The 21,346-nt window shown below is 56.8% G+C and carries 19 protein-coding genes; 9 read left to right on the top strand and 10 right to left on the bottom strand.

The genetic code is table 11. The features are described 5' to 3' along the window. Nucleotides 1-356 precede the first annotated feature (356 nt). The 3 genes from katG to ACR0CZ_RS19465 all read right to left on the bottom strand — a co-directional run bounded on the left by katG (nt 357) and on the right by ACR0CZ_RS19465 (nt 4,870). Complete coding sequence (katG, locus tag ACR0CZ_RS19475; protein WP_480537241.1) at nt 357-2,558, bottom strand: catalase/peroxidase HPI; 2,202 nt, start codon at nt 2,556-2,558, stop codon at nt 357-359. 424 nt (nt 2,559-2,982) lie between these two features. Next, complete coding sequence (locus ACR0CZ_RS19470) at nt 2,983-3,966, bottom strand: glycosyltransferase (protein WP_170399125.1); 984 nt, start codon at nt 3,964-3,966, stop codon at nt 2,983-2,985. 46 nt (nt 3,967-4,012) lie between these two features. After that, nucleotides 4,013-4,870 (bottom strand): SDR family oxidoreductase, encoded by an 858-nt coding sequence (locus ACR0CZ_RS19465; protein ID WP_170399127.1) that lies wholly within the window; start codon nt 4,868-4,870, stop codon nt 4,013-4,015. Nucleotides 4,871-4,958: 88 nt separating this feature from the next. Between ACR0CZ_RS19465 and ACR0CZ_RS19460 the strand changes: the two genes are divergently transcribed. Further along, nucleotides 4,959-5,591: a class I SAM-dependent methyltransferase gene (locus ACR0CZ_RS19460; RefSeq protein ID WP_170399129.1), complete on the top strand. Its 633-nt coding sequence runs from the start codon at nt 4,959-4,961 to the stop codon at nt 5,589-5,591. 66 nt (nt 5,592-5,657) lie between these two features. Here ACR0CZ_RS19460 and ACR0CZ_RS19455 read toward each other — a convergent pair whose 3' ends face one another. Beyond that, complete coding sequence (locus ACR0CZ_RS19455; RefSeq protein WP_170399131.1) at nt 5,658-6,644, bottom strand: sterol desaturase family protein; 987 nt, start codon at nt 6,642-6,644, stop codon at nt 5,658-5,660. Between the two features lie 24 nt (nt 6,645-6,668). Next, complete coding sequence (locus ACR0CZ_RS19450; RefSeq protein WP_170399133.1) at nt 6,669-7,424, bottom strand: class II aldolase and adducin N-terminal domain-containing protein; 756 nt, start codon at nt 7,422-7,424, stop codon at nt 6,669-6,671. A 116-nt stretch (nt 7,425-7,540) separates the two neighbouring features. On the opposite strand from ACR0CZ_RS19450, the gene ACR0CZ_RS19445 reads away from it, so the two are divergent. The 6 genes from ACR0CZ_RS19445 to ACR0CZ_RS19420 all read left to right on the top strand — a co-directional run bounded on the left by ACR0CZ_RS19445 (nt 7,541) and on the right by ACR0CZ_RS19420 (nt 15,046). Next, nucleotides 7,541-8,416, top strand: coding sequence for a LysR family transcriptional regulator (locus ACR0CZ_RS19445; RefSeq protein WP_170399135.1), 876 nt, complete (start codon nt 7,541-7,543; stop codon nt 8,414-8,416). A 157-nt stretch (nt 8,417-8,573) separates the two neighbouring features. Next, a complete protein-coding gene (gene ade / locus ACR0CZ_RS19440; RefSeq protein WP_170466694.1) occupies nt 8,574-10,376 on the top strand; it encodes an adenine deaminase in 1,803 nt (600 codons plus the stop codon). Continuing rightward, nucleotides 10,373-11,836 carry an AMP nucleosidase gene (locus ACR0CZ_RS19435; RefSeq protein WP_170399140.1) on the top strand — a complete coding sequence of 488 codons (1,464 nt, stop codon included), beginning with the start codon at nt 10,373-10,375 and terminating at the stop codon, nt 11,834-11,836. The genes ade and ACR0CZ_RS19435 overlap by 4 nt, the downstream gene beginning before the upstream one ends. A 130-nt stretch (nt 11,837-11,966) precedes the next feature. Next, entirely contained in the window at nt 11,967-12,254 is a 288-nt protein-coding gene (locus ACR0CZ_RS19430) for an HU family DNA-binding protein (RefSeq protein WP_010442901.1), read from the top strand. 174 nt (nt 12,255-12,428) lie between these two features. Then, the gene (locus ACR0CZ_RS19425) at nt 12,429-13,976 is read left to right on the top strand and encodes a hypothetical protein (RefSeq protein WP_480537240.1); all 1,548 of its coding nucleotides are present in this window, start codon (nt 12,429-12,431) and stop codon (nt 13,974-13,976) included. Nucleotides 13,977-14,158: 182 nt separating this feature from the next. Further along, on the top strand, nt 14,159-15,046 hold the full coding sequence (locus ACR0CZ_RS19420) for a DMT family transporter (RefSeq protein WP_170399146.1): 888 nt from the start codon (nt 14,159-14,161) through the stop codon (nt 15,044-15,046). On the opposite strand, the gene ACR0CZ_RS19415 is transcribed toward ACR0CZ_RS19420, so the two are convergent. Further along, nucleotides 15,022-15,543, bottom strand: coding sequence for a glutathione peroxidase (locus tag ACR0CZ_RS19415; protein ID WP_170399148.1), 522 nt, complete (start codon nt 15,541-15,543; stop codon nt 15,022-15,024). The genes ACR0CZ_RS19420 and ACR0CZ_RS19415 overlap by 25 nt on opposite strands. A gap of 143 nt (nt 15,544-15,686) precedes the next feature. On the opposite strand from ACR0CZ_RS19415, the gene msrB reads away from it, so the two are divergent. Together msrB and msrA are read left to right on the top strand one after the other, a co-directional pair. After that, the gene (gene msrB / locus ACR0CZ_RS19410) at nt 15,687-16,133 is read left to right on the top strand and encodes a peptide-methionine (R)-S-oxide reductase MsrB (protein ID WP_170399151.1); all 447 of its coding nucleotides are present in this window, start codon (nt 15,687-15,689) and stop codon (nt 16,131-16,133) included. Then, complete coding sequence (msrA, locus tag ACR0CZ_RS19405; RefSeq protein WP_170399153.1) at nt 16,133-16,645, top strand: peptide-methionine (S)-S-oxide reductase MsrA; 513 nt, start codon at nt 16,133-16,135, stop codon at nt 16,643-16,645. The genes msrB and msrA overlap by 1 nt, the downstream gene beginning before the upstream one ends. A 24-nt stretch (nt 16,646-16,669) precedes the next feature. On the opposite strand, the gene ACR0CZ_RS19400 is transcribed toward msrA, so the two are convergent. The 4 genes from ACR0CZ_RS19400 to mtgA form a co-directional block, all read right to left on the bottom strand. Beyond that, the gene (locus ACR0CZ_RS19400; RefSeq protein WP_170399156.1) at nt 16,670-18,673 is read right to left on the bottom strand and encodes a hydantoinase/oxoprolinase family protein; all 2,004 of its coding nucleotides are present in this window, start codon (nt 18,671-18,673) and stop codon (nt 16,670-16,672) included. Between the two features lie 62 nt (nt 18,674-18,735). Beyond that, the gene (gene queG, locus ACR0CZ_RS19395) at nt 18,736-19,773 is read right to left on the bottom strand and encodes a tRNA epoxyqueuosine(34) reductase QueG (protein ID WP_170399159.1); all 1,038 of its coding nucleotides are present in this window, start codon (nt 19,771-19,773) and stop codon (nt 18,736-18,738) included. Between the two features lie 76 nt (nt 19,774-19,849). Further along, nucleotides 19,850-20,515 carry an FtsZ-binding protein FzlA gene (gene fzlA / locus ACR0CZ_RS19390; RefSeq protein WP_170399162.1) on the bottom strand — a complete coding sequence of 222 codons (666 nt, stop codon included), beginning with the start codon at nt 20,513-20,515 and terminating at the stop codon, nt 19,850-19,852. A gap of 60 nt (nt 20,516-20,575) precedes the next feature. Continuing rightward, on the bottom strand, nt 20,576-21,316 hold the full coding sequence (gene mtgA, locus ACR0CZ_RS19385; protein WP_170399165.1) for a monofunctional biosynthetic peptidoglycan transglycosylase: 741 nt from the start codon (nt 21,314-21,316) through the stop codon (nt 20,576-20,578). Nucleotides 21,317-21,346 lie beyond the last annotated feature (30 nt).

Here is a 21,346-nt window from a genome sequence, read left to right as displayed (position 1 = left end):
CCCAATCAAAAACCTCAGATGCCCCCAGTCTCTCCCGAGCGTCTCCGCAGCTCCCACCGCGTCCCAGCACCTCAGCAGCGCCGGTGAAGGGGTATTTACGGATTAGGTCTGGGACCTGCAACCCCCAATTTGAAAAAACTTCACATTTCCGACCACCTTCTTCTTCACCTTAATAAAAACAACAGGTTAGCTTAACAAATCCTCCCGAGAACTCACAAAAAGGAGGTTTACAGAAAGAGAAAGAACAGTCTCTCGGCGGAATCGTACCCAATGCTTGGTACGCGCCCTGAGTCAGGCGCATGAACACGCCGCCCGACTCTCCTCGGGCGGCGCAATTTACTGCGATGGTTATAGGGTTACTTCAGATCAAAACGATCCGCGTTCATCACCTTGTTCCAGGCCGAGATGAAATCGCAGACAAATTTGCCACCTGCGTCGTCCTGACCATAGACCTCAGCCAGTGCCCGCAGCTGCGAGTTCGACCCAAAGACCAAATCCACGCGGGTACCTGTCCACTTCACGTCACCACTTGCGCGGTCGCGGCCTTCATAGACGCCGTCACCGGATTGTTTCCATTCGGTGCCCATATCCAGCAGGTTCACGAAGAAATCGGTGCTGAGCGTGCCGACCCGTTCGGTCAGCACACCATGAGAAGTTCCGTCAAAGTTTGTGCCCAGCACACGCATCCCACCTACAAGCGCAGTCATCTCCGGTGCCGACAGCGTCAACAGTTGCGCTTTGTCCACTAGCAGGGCCTCGGCCGGAACCGAGTATTCCTTGTGCAGGTAGTTGCGGAAACCGTCCGCTATCGGTTCCATCACCGCGAAAGACTCGACATCCGTCTGCTCTTGCGAAGCATCGGTGCGGCCGGGGCTAAAGGGAACATCAACGTCATGACCTGCGGCCTTGGCTGCCTTTTCGATGGCAGCACCACCACCCAAGACAATGAGATCGGCCAATGAGACCTTCTTGCCACCAGACTGTGCGTCATTGAACGCTTTCTGAACGCCTTCCAGCGCATTCAGCGCCTTGGATAGTTTCAGCGGTTCGTTGACCTCCCAATCCTTCTGCGGGGCCAGACGAACGCGCGCACCGTTGGCACCGCCGCGCATATCCGATCCCCGGAAGGTCGAGGCCGAAGCCCATGCGGTCGACACCAGATCTGAGACAGACAATCCCGTCGCGAGTATCTTGGCTTTCAGATCGGCTACATCAGCGTCGTCAATAAGCGCGTGATCGACGGCCGGGACGTTGTCTTGCCAAATAAGCTCTTCGCTAGGTGCCTCGGCTCCCAGATAACGCGCACGCGGACCCATGTCGCGGTGGGTCAGTTTGAACCACGCGCGGGCAAAGGCATCGGCAAATTCGTCCGGGTTTTCGTGGAAGCGCTTCGAGATCGGGCCATAGATCGGGTCCATGCGCATCGCCATGTCGGCGGTGGTCATCATAGTCTTGACCTTTTTCGATGGATCACCCGCTGCCGGGGCCATGTCCTCTTCCTTGACCCCAACAGGTTCCCAGATCCACGCGCCCGCTGGGCTCTTGGTCAGGTTCCAGTCGTAGCCAAACAGCAGGTCGAAGTAGCCGTTGTCCCACTTGGTCGGGTTTGCGGTCCAGGCACCCTCGATGCCGCTGGTGGTGGTATCATCACCCTTGCCGCTGCCAAAGTCGTTGATCCAGCCAAAGCCCATCGCCTCCATCGGGGCGGCCTCGGGTTCGGGACCGACAAGACCGGGATCACCGGCGCCGTGGGCCTTACCAAAGGTGTGGCCACCCGCAACCAAAGCAACGGTTTCTTCGTCATTCATCGCCATTCGGCCAAAGGTGTCGCGAATATCGCGACCTGAAGCCAAGGCATCTGGCTGACCATCTGGACCTTCGGGATTCACATAGATCAGACCCATTTGCACAGCGGCCAACGGGTTTTCCAGATCACGTTCGCCCGAATAGCGGCTGTGCGGGTTCTCGGTTGGGGCCAGCCATTCGGTCTCGGCACCCCAATAAATGTCTTCCTCAGGTGCCCAGATGTCTTCACGACCACCGGAGAATCCAAAGGTTGTGCCGCCCATGGATTCGATCGCGCAGTTGCCCGCTAATATGTAAAGGTCAGCCCACGAGATCTGGTTGCCGTACTTCTGCTTGATCGGCCAAAGCAGACGGCGCGCTTTGTCCAGGTTGCCATTGTCCGGCCAGCTGTTCAGAGGCGCGAACCGCTGATTGCCGGTCGATGCGCCGCCGCGGCCATCTGCCGTGCGGTAGGTGCCCGCTGCGTGCCAGGCCATACGAATGAACAAACCGCCATAGTGACCATAATCTGCGGGCCACCAATCTTGCGAATCTGTCATCAGCGCATACAGGTCTTCCTTCAGTGCCTTCAGTTCGAGCTTCTTGAACTCTTCGGCATAGTCGAATGTCTCGCCCATCGGGTTCGATGCAGGGCTATGCTGATGCAGAATCGACAGGTTCAGTTGGTTCGGCCACCAATCCCGGTTGGACCGGGCCTCGGCGCCATGCATTACCGGGCATTTGCCCATGTTGGGGGTATCACTTCCGTCCATATCGATCTCCAGTCCTGGCTAGATGTGTGCGTCGCGCGGTTAACTTTGAAACGAGAAACAGGGGTCTTGAGTGTTTTTGCGCTCGTCCTTGGCATGGGCGTTACGCGGGATCGCGCAGATCGGCCCTGCCTTCATTGTAGGAAATAGCATTAACGACTCGTTCTTTCTGTTTGGATGTAGATTTAGCAAATCCAAGCCATTCATATAAGTTTTGTTTTTTGATGATATTGATAATCCAGAGCTATCACTTGAACATCTGCGCGCAGCCTGACCCTGAAGCGCGTGATTGCGATTGCACCACCAAGCTTCACCGTGCCTCGCAAGTCGGGCACAAGAGAGAGTGGACGCAAATAAACTTCCGATGATGGCCGCGCATGAAACGACTGAACTGAGTCTAGCGCAAAACGGATTGACCGGCCCAGATTCAGTGGCCACTGACCTTCTTATAAAGGGCCGATTTATAGCCGAAGGGAATTCCCAATACCCCGACAAGCCACCCAACCGTTCGGGCGATCTGGATCAATCGCCGATCTGGTTGGAACGGAAACAGAAGGATTGCCCCTAACAGCGCCAACAAGCGAAAGGGGGTGCTCAAAAACCCCAAGATCGCCTTTGTTGGCTTCTGATCAAGCTTACGGCGCATATGGGTGTTGGACTGGTCCCTTCCCCGGGCGGTCTGATACCAGAATGACAACCTTTCGGGAGGAATGGTCTCGTACACAAAAGCGTCGGGCACCCAGCCGACCGGTAAGCCTGCAGCAACGGTCTCGGCATAAAACTTTGCATCCGTCCCGCCGGTCATCCGCATGGTTTCATCGAACCAAAGGCCGGTTTCGCTGAACAGACGTGTCTCGCCCAGCCAGTTATTTGTCACGATGGTCACGCCACCGGTACCGTTCAACGTGGCTTTCTTTGCAGCCGCGTTTTCCTTGTCGAGGTAACGATTGCTGATATTGCGCAACATCAGCCGCTGAATCGCGGTCTCCTGCCCCGATGGCCCCGCCGCACGAAGCGGAGCGCCCATTAGCACGGCAGAGCTGTTGCGATACCCGGCGACCAACCGTTCAAGCCAATCGACCGCCACCACTTCGTCATCATCGACAAAACAGAGCAGATCCGAGCCATTCTCCAACGCTTCGCGTGCGGCTCGGTTGCGTCCGAACGGGATGCCGAGTTCGGTCTCAAGGACATAGTTCAGACTTGCTCCATTAGGCAGCTTCTCCCCTACTGCCTGCACGGTACCTTCGCTGAGCGCTGAGCTGTCGTTTTCCACCACCAAACATCGCACCGAGCAGTCGGGCGGCAGCTTCATCTCTCCCCAGCTTCGAATCAAAGCGGCCAGCATCTCGGGCCGCTGCCGGGTCAGGGTCGAAACGGTAATGTTCAGCGGGACAGAGCGGTCTTTCATCGAAATCCCATACAATCCGTGCCGGTTTCTTGGCAAGGCGCGGTGATCAAGTGGCATCCTTCTGATGCTGCATCAGTGCTTCCAACCCTACACGGTAGTTCGGATAGAGCAATGAGACGCCCAGTTCATCCTTGATCCGATCATTCCGAACGCGCTTGTTCTCATTATAGAAACTGCGCGCCATCGGAGTCAGATCAGCCTCATCAAACGGAACCGCAGGTGGCATCGGCAGACCTTGCAACTCGGCGGCATAGCCGATCACGTCCTGCGGTGGCACCGGTTCATCATCACAGACATTATAGATCGCACCCGGATTGGGTTTGGCCATCGACGCGATCAAAACCTGTGCGATGTCGTCAACATGAATGCGCGAAAACACCTGGCCTGGCTTGATGATCCGCCGCAACCCTCCGCGTTTAAGCTTTGAAAACGGCCCGCGACCCGGCCCATAAATCCCTGCCAGTCGGAAGATATGCAAGGGCAGGCCCGGAATGCCGCCCCATTGCTCCTCGGCACGCACGCGCCAACGGCCACGGTCAGCCGTCGGTGTGGCGGGCGTCGTCTCATCCACCCAGCCTCCCTGGTGATCCCCATAAACGGCTGTGGTCGACAGGTAGCCGACCCATTTGAACTGTCCGATCCGCGCGGCGATCTCATCCTTCAATTCCGCCAGCACCGGATCACCATCGGCTGTGGGTGCTGTAGAGACAAGCAGATGCGTCACCCCGTCCAGATCAGGCCGATCCCCTGGCCAGACACGAGGCTCGGCACCCGAATCGCGAATTGTCTCAAGTTGTTGGGAATCACGCGTGGTTCCGATGACCCGCCATGCGGTTGGATCCAGTTGCCTCGATATCGCTCGGGCAGAATAGCCGTGGCCGAAGGAGAATAGTGTCTGTGTCATGGTCCCTTTGATGATCTGCCCGGCACGTGGATGCAAGCGCCGGATGGACGCACTTGATTCGAATCCTCTGATGCGCATTCATTGAGAAATGACCAAAAAGACACCTGACTTGCACGCAGCCTACTCCCTGAAATCGCCCGAGGAGAACAAGCGCCTTTATGCGGAATGGGCAGGGGAATATGACGACAGTTTCGCAGCGCTTGAGGATTATCAACTCCACAACCACACGGCACGCGCCTTTGTGGGCGCAGGCGGACAAGGCCCGGTATTGGATGTAGGCGCGGGCACGGGGTTATGCGGAACTATTCTGGCCGGGTTGGGCGTGGGTCCGATCGACGCCACCGATATCAGCGCCGAAATGCTGGACGAGGCGATGCGCAAGGATATCTATCGCGACGCGATCGAAGCCGATCTCAATCAGGGCCTGCCGGTTCCACGCGGCAGCTATGCCGGTGTCGTCTCGTCCGGAACGTTCACCCATGGCCATCTTGGGCCAGAAGTTTTGCCAGCGCTCTTGCGTGTCGCACGCCATGGTGCGCAGTTCGCCCTGTCGATCAACGCAAAACACTTTGAGGCGCTCGGATTCGCCGATACCTTCCGCCGCCTCGAGGCGGATCAGATCAGAGACTTATCGTTAACGCAGGTTCGGATTTATGGCGATCTTGCCGCCGGCCCCAACAAAGATGACGTCGCTTTGATCGCATTGTTTGAGAAAACCTGACCAAAGCTCTGCGTAGGTCATATACGGACCTATGCAGAACTCGGCGGGGCAGAACGCCGTCGTGATCTAAGTATACATCTGCTTCTTGAAAGCCCGTGTCCGTGTTGTCGCCTCGGCTGAACCATCGTGATAAGTGCCGAACCACTTGTCGAACGGAATCTCGGATGTGCCGTAGTTACACTCGAAATACCGGTGATGAAGCTGGTGGAAGAAGTCCCCTGCCCGCGCGGCATCCGTTTCACCAGCCTTCAGCTTTTCGAAACCCGAGTGAGACAGTACCGGGCTGATCTGCTGGAAGTAGGCGTGAAACAGCAGATGCAGCGGATGCGAGGGTACAATCAGATGGATGAAGTAGGTGGTGAAATAGAGAAGGTTTTCATACCAGTGGTTCGATATTCCTGACCATGGTCCGATATTGACGTTGCGATGGTGCACAGCATGAACGTGCTTGTAGAGTTTCGGGTGATGCTCCAATCGGTGCACCCAGTAGAAATGAAGCCCTGACCACATCGGGATGAAAAGCATCCAGATCACGAACCAAACGGGGGCCGCGGCCCAGGTTATCACTGGCGCATAGCCATTCGCCATGGCCCAGTAGATCAGCCACTGATAGACCGTCGCCACAGTCATCGCACTTCCCAGCGTCCACCAGATGTTATCCAAAACCTGATTTCGAAAGGTAAACGACCCATTGTCACGTGTCAGATCACGCCGGTCGAATTTCTTGTACATGCCCTGCCCTTTGCGCATGTAAAGCCACCAATGCAGACCTCCTGCTATCATGATCTGAGGCACCATGTTCAGCAGCCAGATACGGAACATCCAGCCGGGCGCGAAACTCTGCATGGTCTCTAATGGAGGTAAAAACACGAAATAGGCGGCAAAAGCCATCACCATGCAAAGCGTCAGCGACGTAAGGGGAAGCCAAGCCCCTTTGTACCAGTTCAGGATAGCCGCAGGACGCGGCGGCCAGTTGAACAAAGGGTTCAAACCGACGGGCCCTTCGGGGCGGTAATTCCATCGGGCGGCTTCTGCATCATGCATATCGGTCATGGCTGAAACTCCTAACAGTGCGCTTCAGGTTGCGTAATCCGAGCCTTCGGCATCCAGGACAGATTTGATTTCGCGCAGATGTGCTTCGGCCTGACCGGGATATTCATCAAGCTCTTGCGCGGTTTTCTCAGCAATCTCATTGGACAGAACGCGCAAAGGTTGCCCAGTTTGAAGAGCGCGAATGTACGTTTCTGCGGCGCGTTCAAAATAATAGAGTCTGTTAAAGGCATCTGCCGGACTGTAGCCGATCACCAAAACCCCGTGGTTGCCCATGATCATGACTTTCTTTTTCGGGTCCGACAGCATCGCGGCACAGCGCTCACCTTCGCTTTCAAAAGCCAGACCTCCGAACTCTTCATCGATTACGTAGCGATTGAAGAAAGTTGCGGTGTTCTGATCGATCGGCGGTAAGGTGCTGTCTGCCAGCGAGGCAAGAACCGTCGCAAAAATCGAATGCACGTGCATCACGCAGCGCGCATGTGGGCAATGGCGGTGGATCGATCCGTGCAGCCCCCAAGCCGTTGGGTCCGGTGCGCCGGGCTGATCCATGACATCTTTGTCATTGGCATCAAGCAGCAGCAGATTTGACGCCTTGATACGCGCAAAATGCATCTGGTTGGCATTCATCAGGAACTGCGTGCCGTCTTCATTCACCGCAAGGCTGAAATGGTTCGCCACCCCTTCATGCATGTTCAGCCGCTCAGTCCAGCGGAATGCGGCGGCCATGTCCACGCGTTCGGACCAATGATCGATGTTGGGACGCAGGTTTGTAACGCTCATGCCAGGCTCCTTCGCGGGGTATTCGATTTCTGGAAATCGTGCCTTCGCCGCAAACGTTTGACCAACGAAAAAAACAAGCCTAGTTCATTAGTAAAACTAATGGCAGAGTTATAAGCATGCAGAAATCACTTCCTCCGCTCGGCTGGCTACGCACATTTGAAGCGGCGGCCCGTCATTTGTCATTCACGGGGGCGGCGCGGGATTTGAACATGACGCAAAGCGCAGTCAGCCAGCAAATCAAATCACTAGAGGGCTATTTGGGTCAGCCCTTATTCCTTCGTCGTCCGCGTGCATTGGAGCTGACCGAAGCTGGTATCACCTATCTGCCGGTCGTGCGTGAAGCCTTTCGAACTCTGGTAAGGGGGACACAAGCCGTCACGGGCGCACAACAAAACGCGGTTCAGGTCCAGAGCAACATCACATTTGCCGTCAACTGGCTGGCTCCGCGCCTACCCCGGTTTCGGGAACTGCATCCGGATGTACATCTGAATATCTTCACTGAGCTCTGGGAGCCGCGTGAAATGGCCGAAGGCGCGGCGGTGGAAATCCGCTATTCGCTGCGCCCAGCCGATACGGTGCGAACGGAATTGCTGCGAACAGATCACTACTATCCTGTCTGTGCCCCCGACTTCCCGGTGACGCTGGAAACTCTGCAGGAACAGCCCCTATTCGACTGTTCAAATTTGTTGTCGAATTGGGAGAGTTGGATCACAGATCAGAGTCTAACTTGGCAAAAACCCAAGGTAACCTATTCGACGACCTATCTGGTCAGCCTGTCGGTTGCGATGGCCGGAGGAGGCTTGTGTTTAGCCCACGACATGATCGCAAAACGGTTGATTGAAGAAGGCCGCCTGATCGCGCCGTTCAACCATCGCGCTGCTATGCCCGAGGCCTATTATCTATTGCTATCGCCCCAAGCCGAGGAAACGCCGGGCGCGTTGGCGTTTGTCGACTGGCTGCGCGCGGAGATTGAAGCCGATCGCCACAACTAATCGCGGGTCGCTCCCACCCATCGTCAATGCCCTTCGGGCCTCTCCTCTGGTTGGGCGTGGCAGCGCTGGCGCGCTGCGGATGGCAGGTTTTGTGATGATTCCATGATACCTTAATAGTGGGGGTTGCACCTTGCGCCGCATTCGGGAAAGTTGGGCCATGGAATACACTCCCTTCCCAAGTTGGCCCGATACCGCCCCTCGTCTCATCGCTGTTGCTGCTGGCCGCGAGGCTGCCGATTTGGTGATCCGTGGCGGCGTCTGGATCAATGTGCATAGCCGCGAAACCCTGCCTGACCATGACGTGGCGATCGCTGCGGGGCGCGTCGCTTTTGTGGGGCCGGACGCCGCGCATTGTATCGGTCCTGAGACTCAGATCATCGAGGCGCACGGTCGCTATTTGGTGCCGGGGTTATGCGACGCACATATGCATATCGAATCGGGCATGTTGACCCCGGCAGAATTTGCCCGCGCAGTCATTCCGCATGGCACAACTTCGATGTTCACCGACCCGCATGAGATCGCGAATGTGATGGGGTTAGAAGGTGTGCGACTGATGCATGACGAGGCGCTGATGCAGCCGGTGAACATTTTCACTCAGATGCCGTCCTGTGCGCCATCAGCTCCCGGGTTGGAGACGACCGGGTACGAAATCACTGCTGAGGATGTGGCCGAGGCGATGTCGTGGCCCGGTATCATCGGACTGGGCGAGATGATGAACTTTCCCGGTGTCATTCATGGCGATCCGAAAATGTTGGCAGAGATCGCAGCCACACAGCGCGCCGGGAAAATTGTTGGCGGGCACTATGCTTCGCCTGATTTAGGGTCTGATTTCGCGGCATATGTCGCCGGCGGCCCTGCTGATGACCATGAGGGCACCTGCGAGGCAGACGCCATCGCACGTGTCCGTCAGGGAATGCGGTCAATGATGCGGTTGGGGTCGGCTTGGTATGATGTCGAAACCCAGATTACTGCGGTGACTGAAAAAGGGCTGGACCCGCGCAACTTCATCTTGTGCACCGACGACTGCCATTCGGGAACGCTGGTAAATGACGGACACATGAACCGCGTAGTGCGACATGCGATTGCCTGTGGTTGCGATCCTCTGGTTGCGCTGCAAATGGCGACGATCAACACGGCGACCCATTTTGGGTTGGAACGCGAGATCGGCTCGATCACACCCGGGCGGCGCGCTGACATTATCCTGAGTTCTGATCTGGTAGAGCTTCCGATCGAAACCGTGGTCGCGCGCGGTCAGATTGTGGCTGAAAACGGGACGGTAACGGTCGAATGCCCGCATCTGAACTGGCCCGCTAAGGCGCGAAATACCGTACACCTAGGGCATGCGTTGACCTCGACAGACTTTGAAATCGCAGCCCCTGCCGGAGCGAACCGTGTCACGGCCAACGTGATCGGGGTGGTTGAAAATCAGGCCCCAACGCAAGCGTTGAAATCCGAGCTGCCGATTATCGAAGGGCTTGTTGAAGGCGAAGGCGACGTGTGCCAGATCGCATTGGTCGAACGGCATCGCGCCACGGGGGGTGTGACTAACGCCTTTGTCTCGGGCTTTGGGTATCAAGGCAAAATGGCCATGGCCTCGACCGTTGCGCATGACAGCCACCATATGATTGTTGTCGGCACCGACCGTGAACAGATGGCGCTGGCCACGAACAGGCTGGCCGAAGTGGGCGGAGGCATCACAATCTTTCGCGATGGCGAGGAACTGGCCTTGGTGGAACTGCCCATCGCAGGCTTGATGTCCGACAACCCAGCGACTGAGGTTGCCGCCAAAGCGGAACAAATGGTCGAGGCGATGAAGACCTGCGGCTGTCAGCTTAACAACGCATATATGCAGCATTCTCTGCTGGCCCTGGTTGTGATTCCTGAACTGCGGATCTCGGACCTTGGGCTGGTGGATGTACGTACATTCGAAAAGATCGACCTTCTGGAACCCCTTGCATGACTACTATCCGAACACCTGACGTTCCCAACCCCGAGAAATTTAGCGATCCGCTTGCAGCTGTCGCACGTTTAGAAGAGCTCTATGAACAGGCGACAAAATTCCTGTGCGATAGGTTTGCAAATGCACTTAAGAACGGCGCTCCTACCGAGAGGTTTCGGGCGTTCTACCCCGAAATCCGGATCAGGACCTCGTCTTACGCGCAGGTCGACAGTCGGCTGAGCTTCGGTCACGTGTCCGAACCAGGTACTCATGCCACGACAGTGACGCGCCCCGATCTGTTCCGGTCATACCTTACCCAGCAAATCGCACTATTGATCAAGAACCACGATCAGCCGGTCACAATCGGAGCCTCGGAAACGCCGATCCCGGTCCATTTCGCTGTCGCCAATAACCCGGATCTGGTTGTCCCGCATCAGGGTGCAGCTGGTTTCACTCTGCGCGATGCGTTTGATGTACCGGACCTGAATACAACAAACGACGATATCGTGAATGGCGTGCACGAGCTGGAAAACGAAGCCGGGCCCCTTGCGCTGTTCACGGCCCAGCGGGTGGACTATTCGTTGGCAAGGCTTTCGCATTACACCGCGACTGACCCCGGTCATTTCCAAAACCACGTGCTGTTCACCAACTATCAGTTCTATGTCTCGGAATTTGAGAGCTACGCACGGGCTCAACTGGCCGATCCCGACAGCGGCTATACCAGCTTTGTCTCGACCGGGAATGTTGAGATCACGGACGCCGAAGCCGTACTGGAACAGCCCCTTAAACTGCCGCAAATGCCAACCTACCACCTGAAACGCGCGGATGGGTCTGGGATTACGCTGGTCAATATCGGTGTCGGGCCATCGAATGCCAAAACGGCCACCGACCACATTGCGGTTCTGCGCCCACACGCCTGGTTGATGGTCGGCCACTGCGCCGGTCTGCGCAACACGCAGGCGCTTGGGGATTTCGTACTGGCACATGCCTACCTGCGCGAGGACAAAGTGCTGGACGACGACCTGCCCGTCTGGGTGCCGATCCCCCCGCTGGCCGAAGTCCAGGTCGCGCTGGAACAGGCTGTGGCCGAGGTAACCGAGTTGGAAGGCTACGAGCTGAAACGTATCATGCGAACAGGTACAGTCGCCTCGGTCGATAACCGCAATTGGGAGCTTCGCGATCAGTCCGGCCCGGTGCAACGGCTCAGCCAGTCCCGTGCGATTGCGCTGGATATGGAAAGTGCAACAATCGCAGCTAACGGTTATCGGTTCCGGGTTCCTTACGGCACCTTGCTGTGCGTCTCGGATAAGCCCTTGCATGGTGAATTAAAGCTTCCCGGCATGGCTTCGGCGTTCTATACCACTCAGGTCAGTCGTCATTTGGCGATCGGAATCCGGGCGATGGAGCACTTGCGCGGCATGCCGCTGGAACGGTTACACAGCCGGAAATTGCGTTCGTTTGACGAAACGGCCTTTCTCTGAAGCAAAAAAGCAACGAATTTCCCCTATTTTTGGGGTTTTTAGTGCTACTATTCGTTGTGTTCAGCCACAATATCCCGTTACAGTTACGCGGTGAGGCCCTATAGATCGGGCACGTTAAGGAGACCAAGAAATGGCAAAGCCTATGACAAAGACTCAGCTGGTGGCTGCTCTCGCTGAGGAAATGGGAACTGACAAGAAATCCGCAAATGCCGCGCTGGAGGCCATGACCGGCCTGATCACTCGCGAAGTTTCGGCCGGTGGTGCAGTCACCCTGCCCGGCGTTGGCAAAATCTACTGCCGCGAGCGCCCCGAGCGCATGGTGCGCAACCCCGCCACCGGCGAGCAGTTCAAGAAAGAAGCCGACAAAGTGGTCAAAATGACCATCGCGAAAGCTCTGAAAGACAGCGTCAACGGCTAATTCGCCGAAGACAGATCGCAAGATCGAAGGGGTCGCCACCGGGCGGCCCTTTTTTTGTCTGAATAAGTTATGTAAGAATCTGATTAATATCGAGTTTTTGCCGCTATCGCCATAGTTGTGTCATATTCCTCATCCACTCGCTTAATGGGAAGTATTATTGAGGAATCTCGATTTATGGCACGACATCAAATCACTGAATTTGATACAGAAAATCAATTCGACTGGGCAAGCATCCAATACACGATTGAAGACGATGTTGTCGTTGCAACGCGGACGACTTTTGATGCCGGATACGCGGTCTTCGGGACTTACGAAGACGGCGTTTTGCGTCAGGAATTTTATGTCGGAACAGAAGAGGCATTGGGCTTTGATAATCGGTTCATTGACTATGACGCCAATGGCAAAATGACCGAACGCGGAACGGTTTATCCAGACAGTATCCGCGTGACCGAGACCTTTCAAAATGGTGTTCCGAATGAGATTCTCATCCAAGATGGGTTTTTCGGAGACGGTGCAAAACCCTGGAACCAGATCGTTCTACGCTATGATGCGTCGGGCAATATCATAGGCCGCACGATAACAAACGATAATGGTACCCGGACGGTTGAAGTCTTCGCGCCCGGTCATTTCAGTACTGTTCAGGACTTTCTACAAACCAAATCCTGGGATCGGATCGACACGTTCTTCGATGTCAACGGAGAGACAACCGGACGGACGACCACCTATGACAATGGAATTATCAGACAGGAAACGTGGAAAGACGGACAGCATAGCAACGTAACGCAGACAGACGGAAGCGACATAAAGTCGTGGGAAACCATCAGCACCTCATTTGATGGCAGTGGAAAGAAATCTGAAAAGACAACGACATATGACAATGGAGTCGTGAAACATGAGATCTGGTCAAATGGCCAGCGCGTCAGCATCAGCCAGACCGATGAGCTGGATGCGAAATCCTGGGATTCGATCACGACCGCCTATCAGGACGGACAAATCTCGGAACGTCGGCTGGAGAAAGATAATGGGGACGTAACCGTTACACTTTATGCGGATGGAAAACGTTCTGACGTGCTGCAACTGGACGGGGACGACAGTGCTTCTTGGGCATTGAAAGTCACCAGCTATCCAGACGCAGCCGGGAAAGAGATTTCTTTGTATGAAAAGGTCGAGGACATCCCTGAATCCTTGTTCCAATACTTCCCGGAACTGACCCCGCCTGACCCGCTTGAAGAGTTCGTGCTGGATTTCAATGACGGAACCCGCATCAAAGACAATGATCAGGTGCTGAATGGTGCATTTATTGCAAGTGTTAGCAAAGGGCAGAGCAACACTGATGGCATTCTAACCCCATACGAATACGGTGGCTCAAACCCCGACCCCGACCTGGAGGCATTCAATTCCTGGGGGGCAACGGTTGGCTTCTCTAAAAGCGATGGCGAAGAATTCAACTTCAACAGCGTTTCCTTGGCCAATGCTTCCAGATCGGACACCACGTATATTCCTGAATCGAACTGGGCAAACCAAGTCACAATCAATGCCTATAATGGCGATGAGCTGGTGCACTCCGCAGAGGTCGATCTGACATTCGATCACGTCACCCACGAATTTGACTGGCGCGATATTGATCACGTCGAGTTCGTTGCATCGGGAGGTGAAATTACCAATGACCATGTCGAGAACGCGGGTTGGTTCTCGATGGACGATCTTAGCTTTTTCGCCTGAATCAAGCGACAAGCTGAATCATAATGATGAGCAGCGCTTTTCTACAAAAAGCTCTGCTCATTCTCATTGCGCGCAAGCTCATTGATGCCAACTATCGGGCGACCCCGCTATTCGACGCAATGGGTCCTTGCAGCTCATGTTAAAATCAGGAACAGTCGCCCGAATTTCATCAGGAGGCCGTAATGGACCTGCGCGCCATCGCCATGGGGCTTGTTTTCGCCCTCATCTGGTCTTCGGCCTTCAGCTCGGCGCGGATCATCGTTGCCGATGCCTCGCCTTTGTTCTCGTTGGCGCTGCGATTTCTGATTTCGGGACTAATTGGCGTGGCGATCGCACGCGCCATGGGGCAAAGCTGGCGCCTGACTCGCAACCAATGGCGCGCCACTATTCTGTTTGGAATCTGCCAAAATGCCCTTTATTTGGGTCTAAACTTCTATGCGATGCAGACAGTCGAGGCTTCGGTCGCGGCGATCATCGCCTCGACTATGCCCCTGCTGGTAGCCCTAGCCGGCTGGCTGCTATTGGGTGAGCGGATACGCCCGCTGGGCATCGTCGGCTTGCTGGCAGGTTTTGTCGGTGTCGCGCTAATCATGGGTAGCCGGATTAACGCTGGTGTCGATCTGTTCGGGGTTCTGCTCTGCGGAATCGGGGCGCTGGCGCTGACCTTTGCCACCTTGGCTGTTCGGGGGGCGACTTCGGGCGGTAACTTCATGATGGTGGTTGGGCTGCAGATGCTTATCGGATCGGCGGTGCTGTTTCTCGCCGCCCCGGTGTTCGAGTCTATTCATATCCACGCCACACTGCCTTTTATGCTGGCTTTTACCTACACCACGCTATTCCCGGGCCTTCTGGCAACTTTCATCTGGTTCCTGCTACTGGATCGCATCGGCCCGATCCGTGCAGCAACGTTCCATTTCCTCAACCCGGTATTCGGCGTGACCATCGCCGCCATTTTACTGGGTGAGAAGTTGGGCCCATTGGATGCGGTGGGGGTTCTGATCACAACGCTGGGAATTCTTGCCGTACAGCTGTCGCGCGAACCCGGTCAGCGCAGTAACGCCTCGACCTGATCTATCAATTTAGGCGCATTTGGCTTGGTGCTTGACCCATAGGTGGCAACGACCTCACCCTCGGGGCCAATCAGCACTTTGTTAAAGTTCCATTTCGGGACAAAGCCAGTCTGCGCAGCAACAGCTCGGTAAAACGGATGGGCATCCGAACCTTTCACTGGAGTGATATCCGTCATCGGAAGCGTAAGGTCATAATTTAGTTCGCAAAAATTCTTGACCTCTTTCGACGACGCCAGCTCTTGTTTGAACGAATTCGACGGGACCGCCAGTACCACCAGCCCGCGTTCTTCATATGTTTCGTGCAGCTCCTGCAACGCTGCGTATTGTCCGGTAAAGCCGCAAAGCGACGCCGTGTTGACCACAAGCACGGGCTGTCCGCGCCAGTCTTCCAGTGATAATGTCCCGCCATCGATTGATGAAAATTCGCCCGTCAGTGGTGCCGCCTGAAGGGCTTTGCCCAACAAGATCAGAGCAGTCAACAGAGCCATACGGAACATCACTTCACCTCCTGTTATAAATCATACGCGCTGTGCATTCGTTTGGATCAACTGCACAGACCCGCGAGCGCGCTGTAATATGGTTTTGATTCCTGCGCATCTATGCCCAAATAGGACATCATCATTCAAACACCGGAGGATCCATGTCCCGTTATACAAAAGACCCCGAGGTCATTGCGGCCCTCTCACCTGAAGAATTTCACGTCACCCAGCGCAGCGGCACCGAACGCCCGGGCACTGGCAAGCTGTTGAACAACAAGGAGCCGGGCATCTACGTGGATATCGTCTCGGGCGAGCCGTTGTTCGCCTCGACCCACAAATACGAATCCGGCTGCGGCTGGCCCAGTTTCACCAAGCCAATCATACATGAACATGTCGAAGAGTTTCGCGACACCACTCATGGCATGATCCGGACCGAGGTCCGCTCGAAACACGGCGACAGCCACCTGGGCCACGTGTTTCCCGACGGCCCCCGCGAACATGGCGGGCTACGCTATTGCATCAATTCCGCCTCGCTGCGGTTCATTCATCGCGACGAGATGGAGGCCGAAGGTTATGGCGAATTTCTGATCCATGTGGAGGATATCTGATGACCGATGAACGCGCCGTTCTGGCCGGAGGCTGCTTTTGGGGCATGCAGGACCTGATCCGCAAACTGCCCGGCGTCTCGCGCACCCGCGTCGGGTACACCGGCGGCGATGTGCCAAACGCAACTTATCGCAACCACGGCACCCATGCTGAAGGGATCGAAATCTGGTTCGACCCGACCCAGATCACCTATCGCGATCTGCTAGAGTTCTTTTTCCAGATCCACGACCCGACCACCCTGAATCGTCAGGGCAATGACCGCGGAATGAGTTATCGCTCGGCGATCTACTATTTGGACGATGCCCAGAAACAGGTGGCCGAAGATACAATTGCCGATGTCAACGCCAGTGGCATTTGGCCCGGCAATGTGGTGACCGAGGTCGAACCCGTCGGCGATTTCTGGGAAGCCGAGCCCGAGCATCAAGATTACCTAGAGCGCATCCCCAACGGATACACCTGCCATTTCCCGCGCCCGGACTGGGTGCTGCCAAAACGCTCCAGTGCGGCAGAATGATATGCGCGATAGCCCCTTGCGGGGCTATCCGACCGCCACCCGAGGTCGTCCGCTCGCCTCAACCGTGATCAACGCTTCGACGAATACCTCTTGCGCCTCAATCTTGGCGGTGCGGATATCGCGGTCGACTGTCACGCGTATATCATCGGCACCTGCTTGGCGCACCGCGCCCTCAGCCTCGTTGCGCAGCACCTCTTCAAGCAACTGTAGAGCGGAATTCGAGTCCGAGAAATCCTGCGGCCCCTCTTCCAGATGTACCCGATAGCGGCCTTCGGCCGGGGACGTAACTGAACCGGCCCGCCGAAGGGTCAGCCGCCCGACAACCGCACCGATGGCATTTGCAACACCGGCATGCTCTGGCAGGACCATCTTGCAATGCAACCGCTCTCCGACTGCCGGGTAATAGCTGGGGGCCGAAGCCCCAAGGCCCACGACATCCACATTCAGCGCGGCATCCAATGCCAACAACCCACGGTGTTTCGCCAGCCCGCGCTGCGTCAGAACATGCCGGGCCAGATCTCTTGCAGGCTGGTCAAACCCATGGCTTTCCTCGGCAAAAGCAGTCTCTAATAAGGTCAATGAGGTTTGTTCCGTCAACTGATCGACAATGAGCTGAGCCAGCGCTTCAGGCGATGCTGCCAGCTTGTCCCCTGATCCAACCCGCTTACGCGCCATCAGTTCCAGCGCCTTAAGCGCTGCCGAGCAGTCCCAATCCGCAAGCCGCCCCAGAGCATGGCTGGCATCCGAAGGGGTGACACCCGAGACCTGTACGATCCCGCGATCCACCAAACGGCCCAGTGCCCCATGCTCCATCCGGGTTTGCAACAGACTGCTGAGCGGCACAACACGATCCTCCAACCGGTCCAGTAATACTGTTTCACGCGGCCCGACCCCATCGGCGGGGATACCCGACACACGACGGGCAAACCTCGTGTCATGTTCACCTACGGTCGTCGCCCGCAATTGCTCATCCAATGCCGCATGTACCACATCCGGGGCCTCAGCTGCGATCAGCGACACCGGCAGCACCCGACGCGGGCCAAGGAAGACACCACCGCCTAGGCCTTCGGTCACCACATGCACCTGACTGTCACCGCCCAAACCATGAGTCCGCATCGCAACCGCTTCGACCATGGTCCGGAAACCGCCAACCTGCGCGCCTGCAGGGTCGATGGCGGGTTTGCCATCCCGGATCAGCGCGACGTCGGTCGTAGTCCCACCGATATCGGACACCAGCGCGTTCTCAGCTTCGGTCAACCAGCGCGCGCCAACGATAGAGGCCGCAGGGCCACTTAGGATCGTTTCAATCGGACGCTCCCGCGCCTGCTCGGCGCTCATCAAAGCGCCATCCCCGCGCACAACCATCATTGGGGCGGTGATGCCCTGCGCGCGCAACTGATCCTGCGCGCGCCCGATCAAGCGGTCGATCATCCCGATCAATCGTGCATTCAACACGGCGGTCACCGCACGCTTTGGCCCATTCAGCTTGGCCGACAGGTGATGAGAGCACGTGACCGGCACTCCCGTACGCTCGGAAATCACGCGCGCCACTTCCAGTTCATGCGCCGGATTCCTGGTCGCGAACTGTGCCGCAACCGCATAACCGGAAATGCCTGAATGTGAGTCTAAAAAGGCCTCAAGCCCTGCAACATCCAATTCGGCGACCTGACCCCCGGCATGGTTGTGCCCCCCGGCCAGAACCAAAGCCGGATCGCCCTTCAACGCCTCTCTTAGACCGTGTTTCTCAAGGTCGCTTTCCCGAAACCCGACATAGATCAACGCCACGCGCCCGCCCTGGCCTTCGACCAACGCATTGGTGGCCAGCGTTGTCGACAACGATGCCATCCCAATCTGATCCGGAGACACATCAGCCGTCTCTAGCACAGCAGAAACCGCGCTGCCCACACCAATCGCCAGATCCGCTCGTGTGGTCAGCGATTTGGCCGACGCGATCACCTCGCGCTCATCCCGGATCAGCACCGCATCCGTATAGGTTCCGCCCGTATCCACCCCCAAAGCCAACGCCATCGGGTCCTCCATCTGTTCGCCAGAACCGGGTGTAGCGTTTTCCTGCGGCGCGTCCAGCCTGTTTACGACAACCGGGATGCCGCCCAGCGCGCGGCATCAGCCACGGTCGGATCCGGATCATCGGTCAGCGCCTGTGCAACCTGCAGTAACGCCGGCACCGCTGAGTTCCCAATCGCATAAAGCACGTTCCGCACGAACCGATTCCGGCCGATCCGCTTTATCGGCGAGCCCGAGAACATCGCGCGGAATGCTGTATCATCCAGCTGCGCCAGTTCCGCCAACGGAGGCGCCTTTAGCTCCTCCCGCGCCGCATAGCGAAGGTCACTGGCCGCGACCGCAAACTTGTTCCACGGGCAGGCCGCAAGACAATCATCGCAGCCATAGATTCGGTTGCCCAACAGCGCGCGCAACTCTTCCTCCACCGGCCCCTTATGCTCGATGGTCAGATACGAAATACAGCGCCGCGCATCCAACTGATACGGTGCCGGAAACGCGTCGGTCGGACAGGCCGTCAAACACGCGCGGCATGAGCCACAATGGTCGACCTCAGCGCCATCCACAGGCAAATCCAAAGTTGTGAAAACAGACCCTAAAAAGGCCCAATTTCCCCAATCCTGACTGACAAGATTGGTGTGCTTGCCCTGCCACCCCAGCCCAGCGGCCTGCCCCAGCGCCTTCTCTGGCACCGGAGCAGTATCGACAAACACCTTCACTTCACCCCCACCCTCGGCAATCAGCCAGCGCGCCAATCGTTTGAGGCGCTTCTTAACCAGATCGTGATAATCCTTGTTCTGCGCATAAACCGAAATGGCGCCCAAGTTGGAATGCGCCAGCACCGCAGTCGGGTCATGCTCGGGCGTATAGCTCTCCGCAAGCATGATCACCGACCGCGCGTCAGGCCACAGCACAGACGGATCACCGCGCCAATGAGCCCGCTCAGCCATCCAGCCCATCTGGCCATGATATCCGGCTTGTAGAAAGGCATCCAACCGTTCGGGAACACGGGGCACATCCCAAGGACGACAAACCCGACAGGCGACAAACCCCTCAAACAAGGCTTGCTCCACCAACCGCTGTTTCAACTCCGATCCGCTCTTCATCTGGCCAAAAATACCTTCGGGGGTGAATTGGCCCAATGGCCAAGAGGGGGCGGACAGCCCCCTACCCCTCAATCTATCAGAAATCCAGATCCGCGTAATGTGGCGGTGGCCGGAATCCCGGAACCTGATCCGCCAGAATCGAGCGGAACGCCGGGCGGGATTTGATCTTGGCGTACCAGTCCTTCACCGCAGAGCTTCGGTTCCAATCTACGTCCGAAATGTAATCCAGCGCCGACAGATGCGCCGCCGCGGCGAAATCGGCCAATGTCATCTGATCTCCGGCCAGCCAGCGACGGTGATCCAGCAGCCAGGCCATATAATCCAGATGATACTTGATCGCGCGCGCGCCTTCCTTGACGTTCTTGCTGTCCGGATAGCCTTGCCCCGTTACTTTCTTGTTCACCCGCTCATAGAGTAGCTTTGAGGTCACCTCGTGGTGAAACTTGTCATCAAACCAGCCTACCAAACGCCGCACCTCATAACGTGCTTCGGCTTTTTTAGGCATCAAGGGTGGCTCGGGTCGGGTCTCTTCGATATATTCGCAGATCGCGGCGCTCTCGGCCATGATCTGACCATCCAGTCGCAGCACAGGAACCTTACCCGCCGGGTTGCGGCGCAAAAAATCCGGGTCCTGTTCCCAGTATCGTTCTTCGACCAGCTCAACCTCGATCTTCTTTTCGGCCAGAGACAGGCGAACCTTGCGGCAATAGGGCGAGAGGGGGACGTGAAACAGACGCGCCATGAACTTCCATTCGAACCAGTAGAGTACCATTCAAGCTTTAGCCGCTGAGGGGTCTGGGTTTCAATCCTCGAAACACGCGGCGCGTCCATCTGCGCGGATGGTGGCCGCTCCATCCAGAATTGACGCGGCACGCCTGCGGGTCCGCACCGATGGATCCGTAACCGACCGGTTGCGCGGGGATGGCAGAATCGCCGCCACACGCGCCGCTTGTGTCGGAGACATTTTTGCCGCACTCACCCCATAATACTTCTGCGCCGCGGCCTCGACGCCAAAGATCCCTTGTCCGGTTTCCGCGACGTTCAGATACACTTCGAGAATGCGCTGCTTGCTCCAGACGATTTCAACAACCGGAGTCATCGAGGTTTCAAGCGCCTTGCGGACCCAGCTGCGCCCCTGCCAAAGAAATACATTCTTGACCACCTGCTGCGTGATGGTCGATGCACCCCGGCTGCCGCCATCTTCCAGCGCATCGCGGATCGCTTCGACATCAAAGCCCCAATGCAGGCAGAAGTTGGCATCCTCGGCTGCTACGACCGACCGCGCCATGATCGGGGCAATCTCTTCGATCGGCACCCACTCGCGATCAACCTTCCCAAGCCGACGCCACTCGGACCAGATCGTATGCGTGACCGGCGGGTTCACGACTGAATAGATCAGAACCAAAGACACAAAAGCCACGACCATCGCCAGAACAACACGAAGGGCCCAGCGCCGTATCCGAGCGATGGGGCCTGTTGTTTTGTTTGATCTGGACGCCCTCTTTTTCTTACCGCGCGGTTTGCGGACTGCTTTTTTTGCCATGCCTTGCTATACGCCGCGAAGGGCGTATTT

This window comes from Ruegeria sp. H9, from assembly GCF_056532915.1.
Note: the sequence above shows the minus strand (reverse complement) of the source record. Positions and strands in the feature narration are given on the sequence as shown.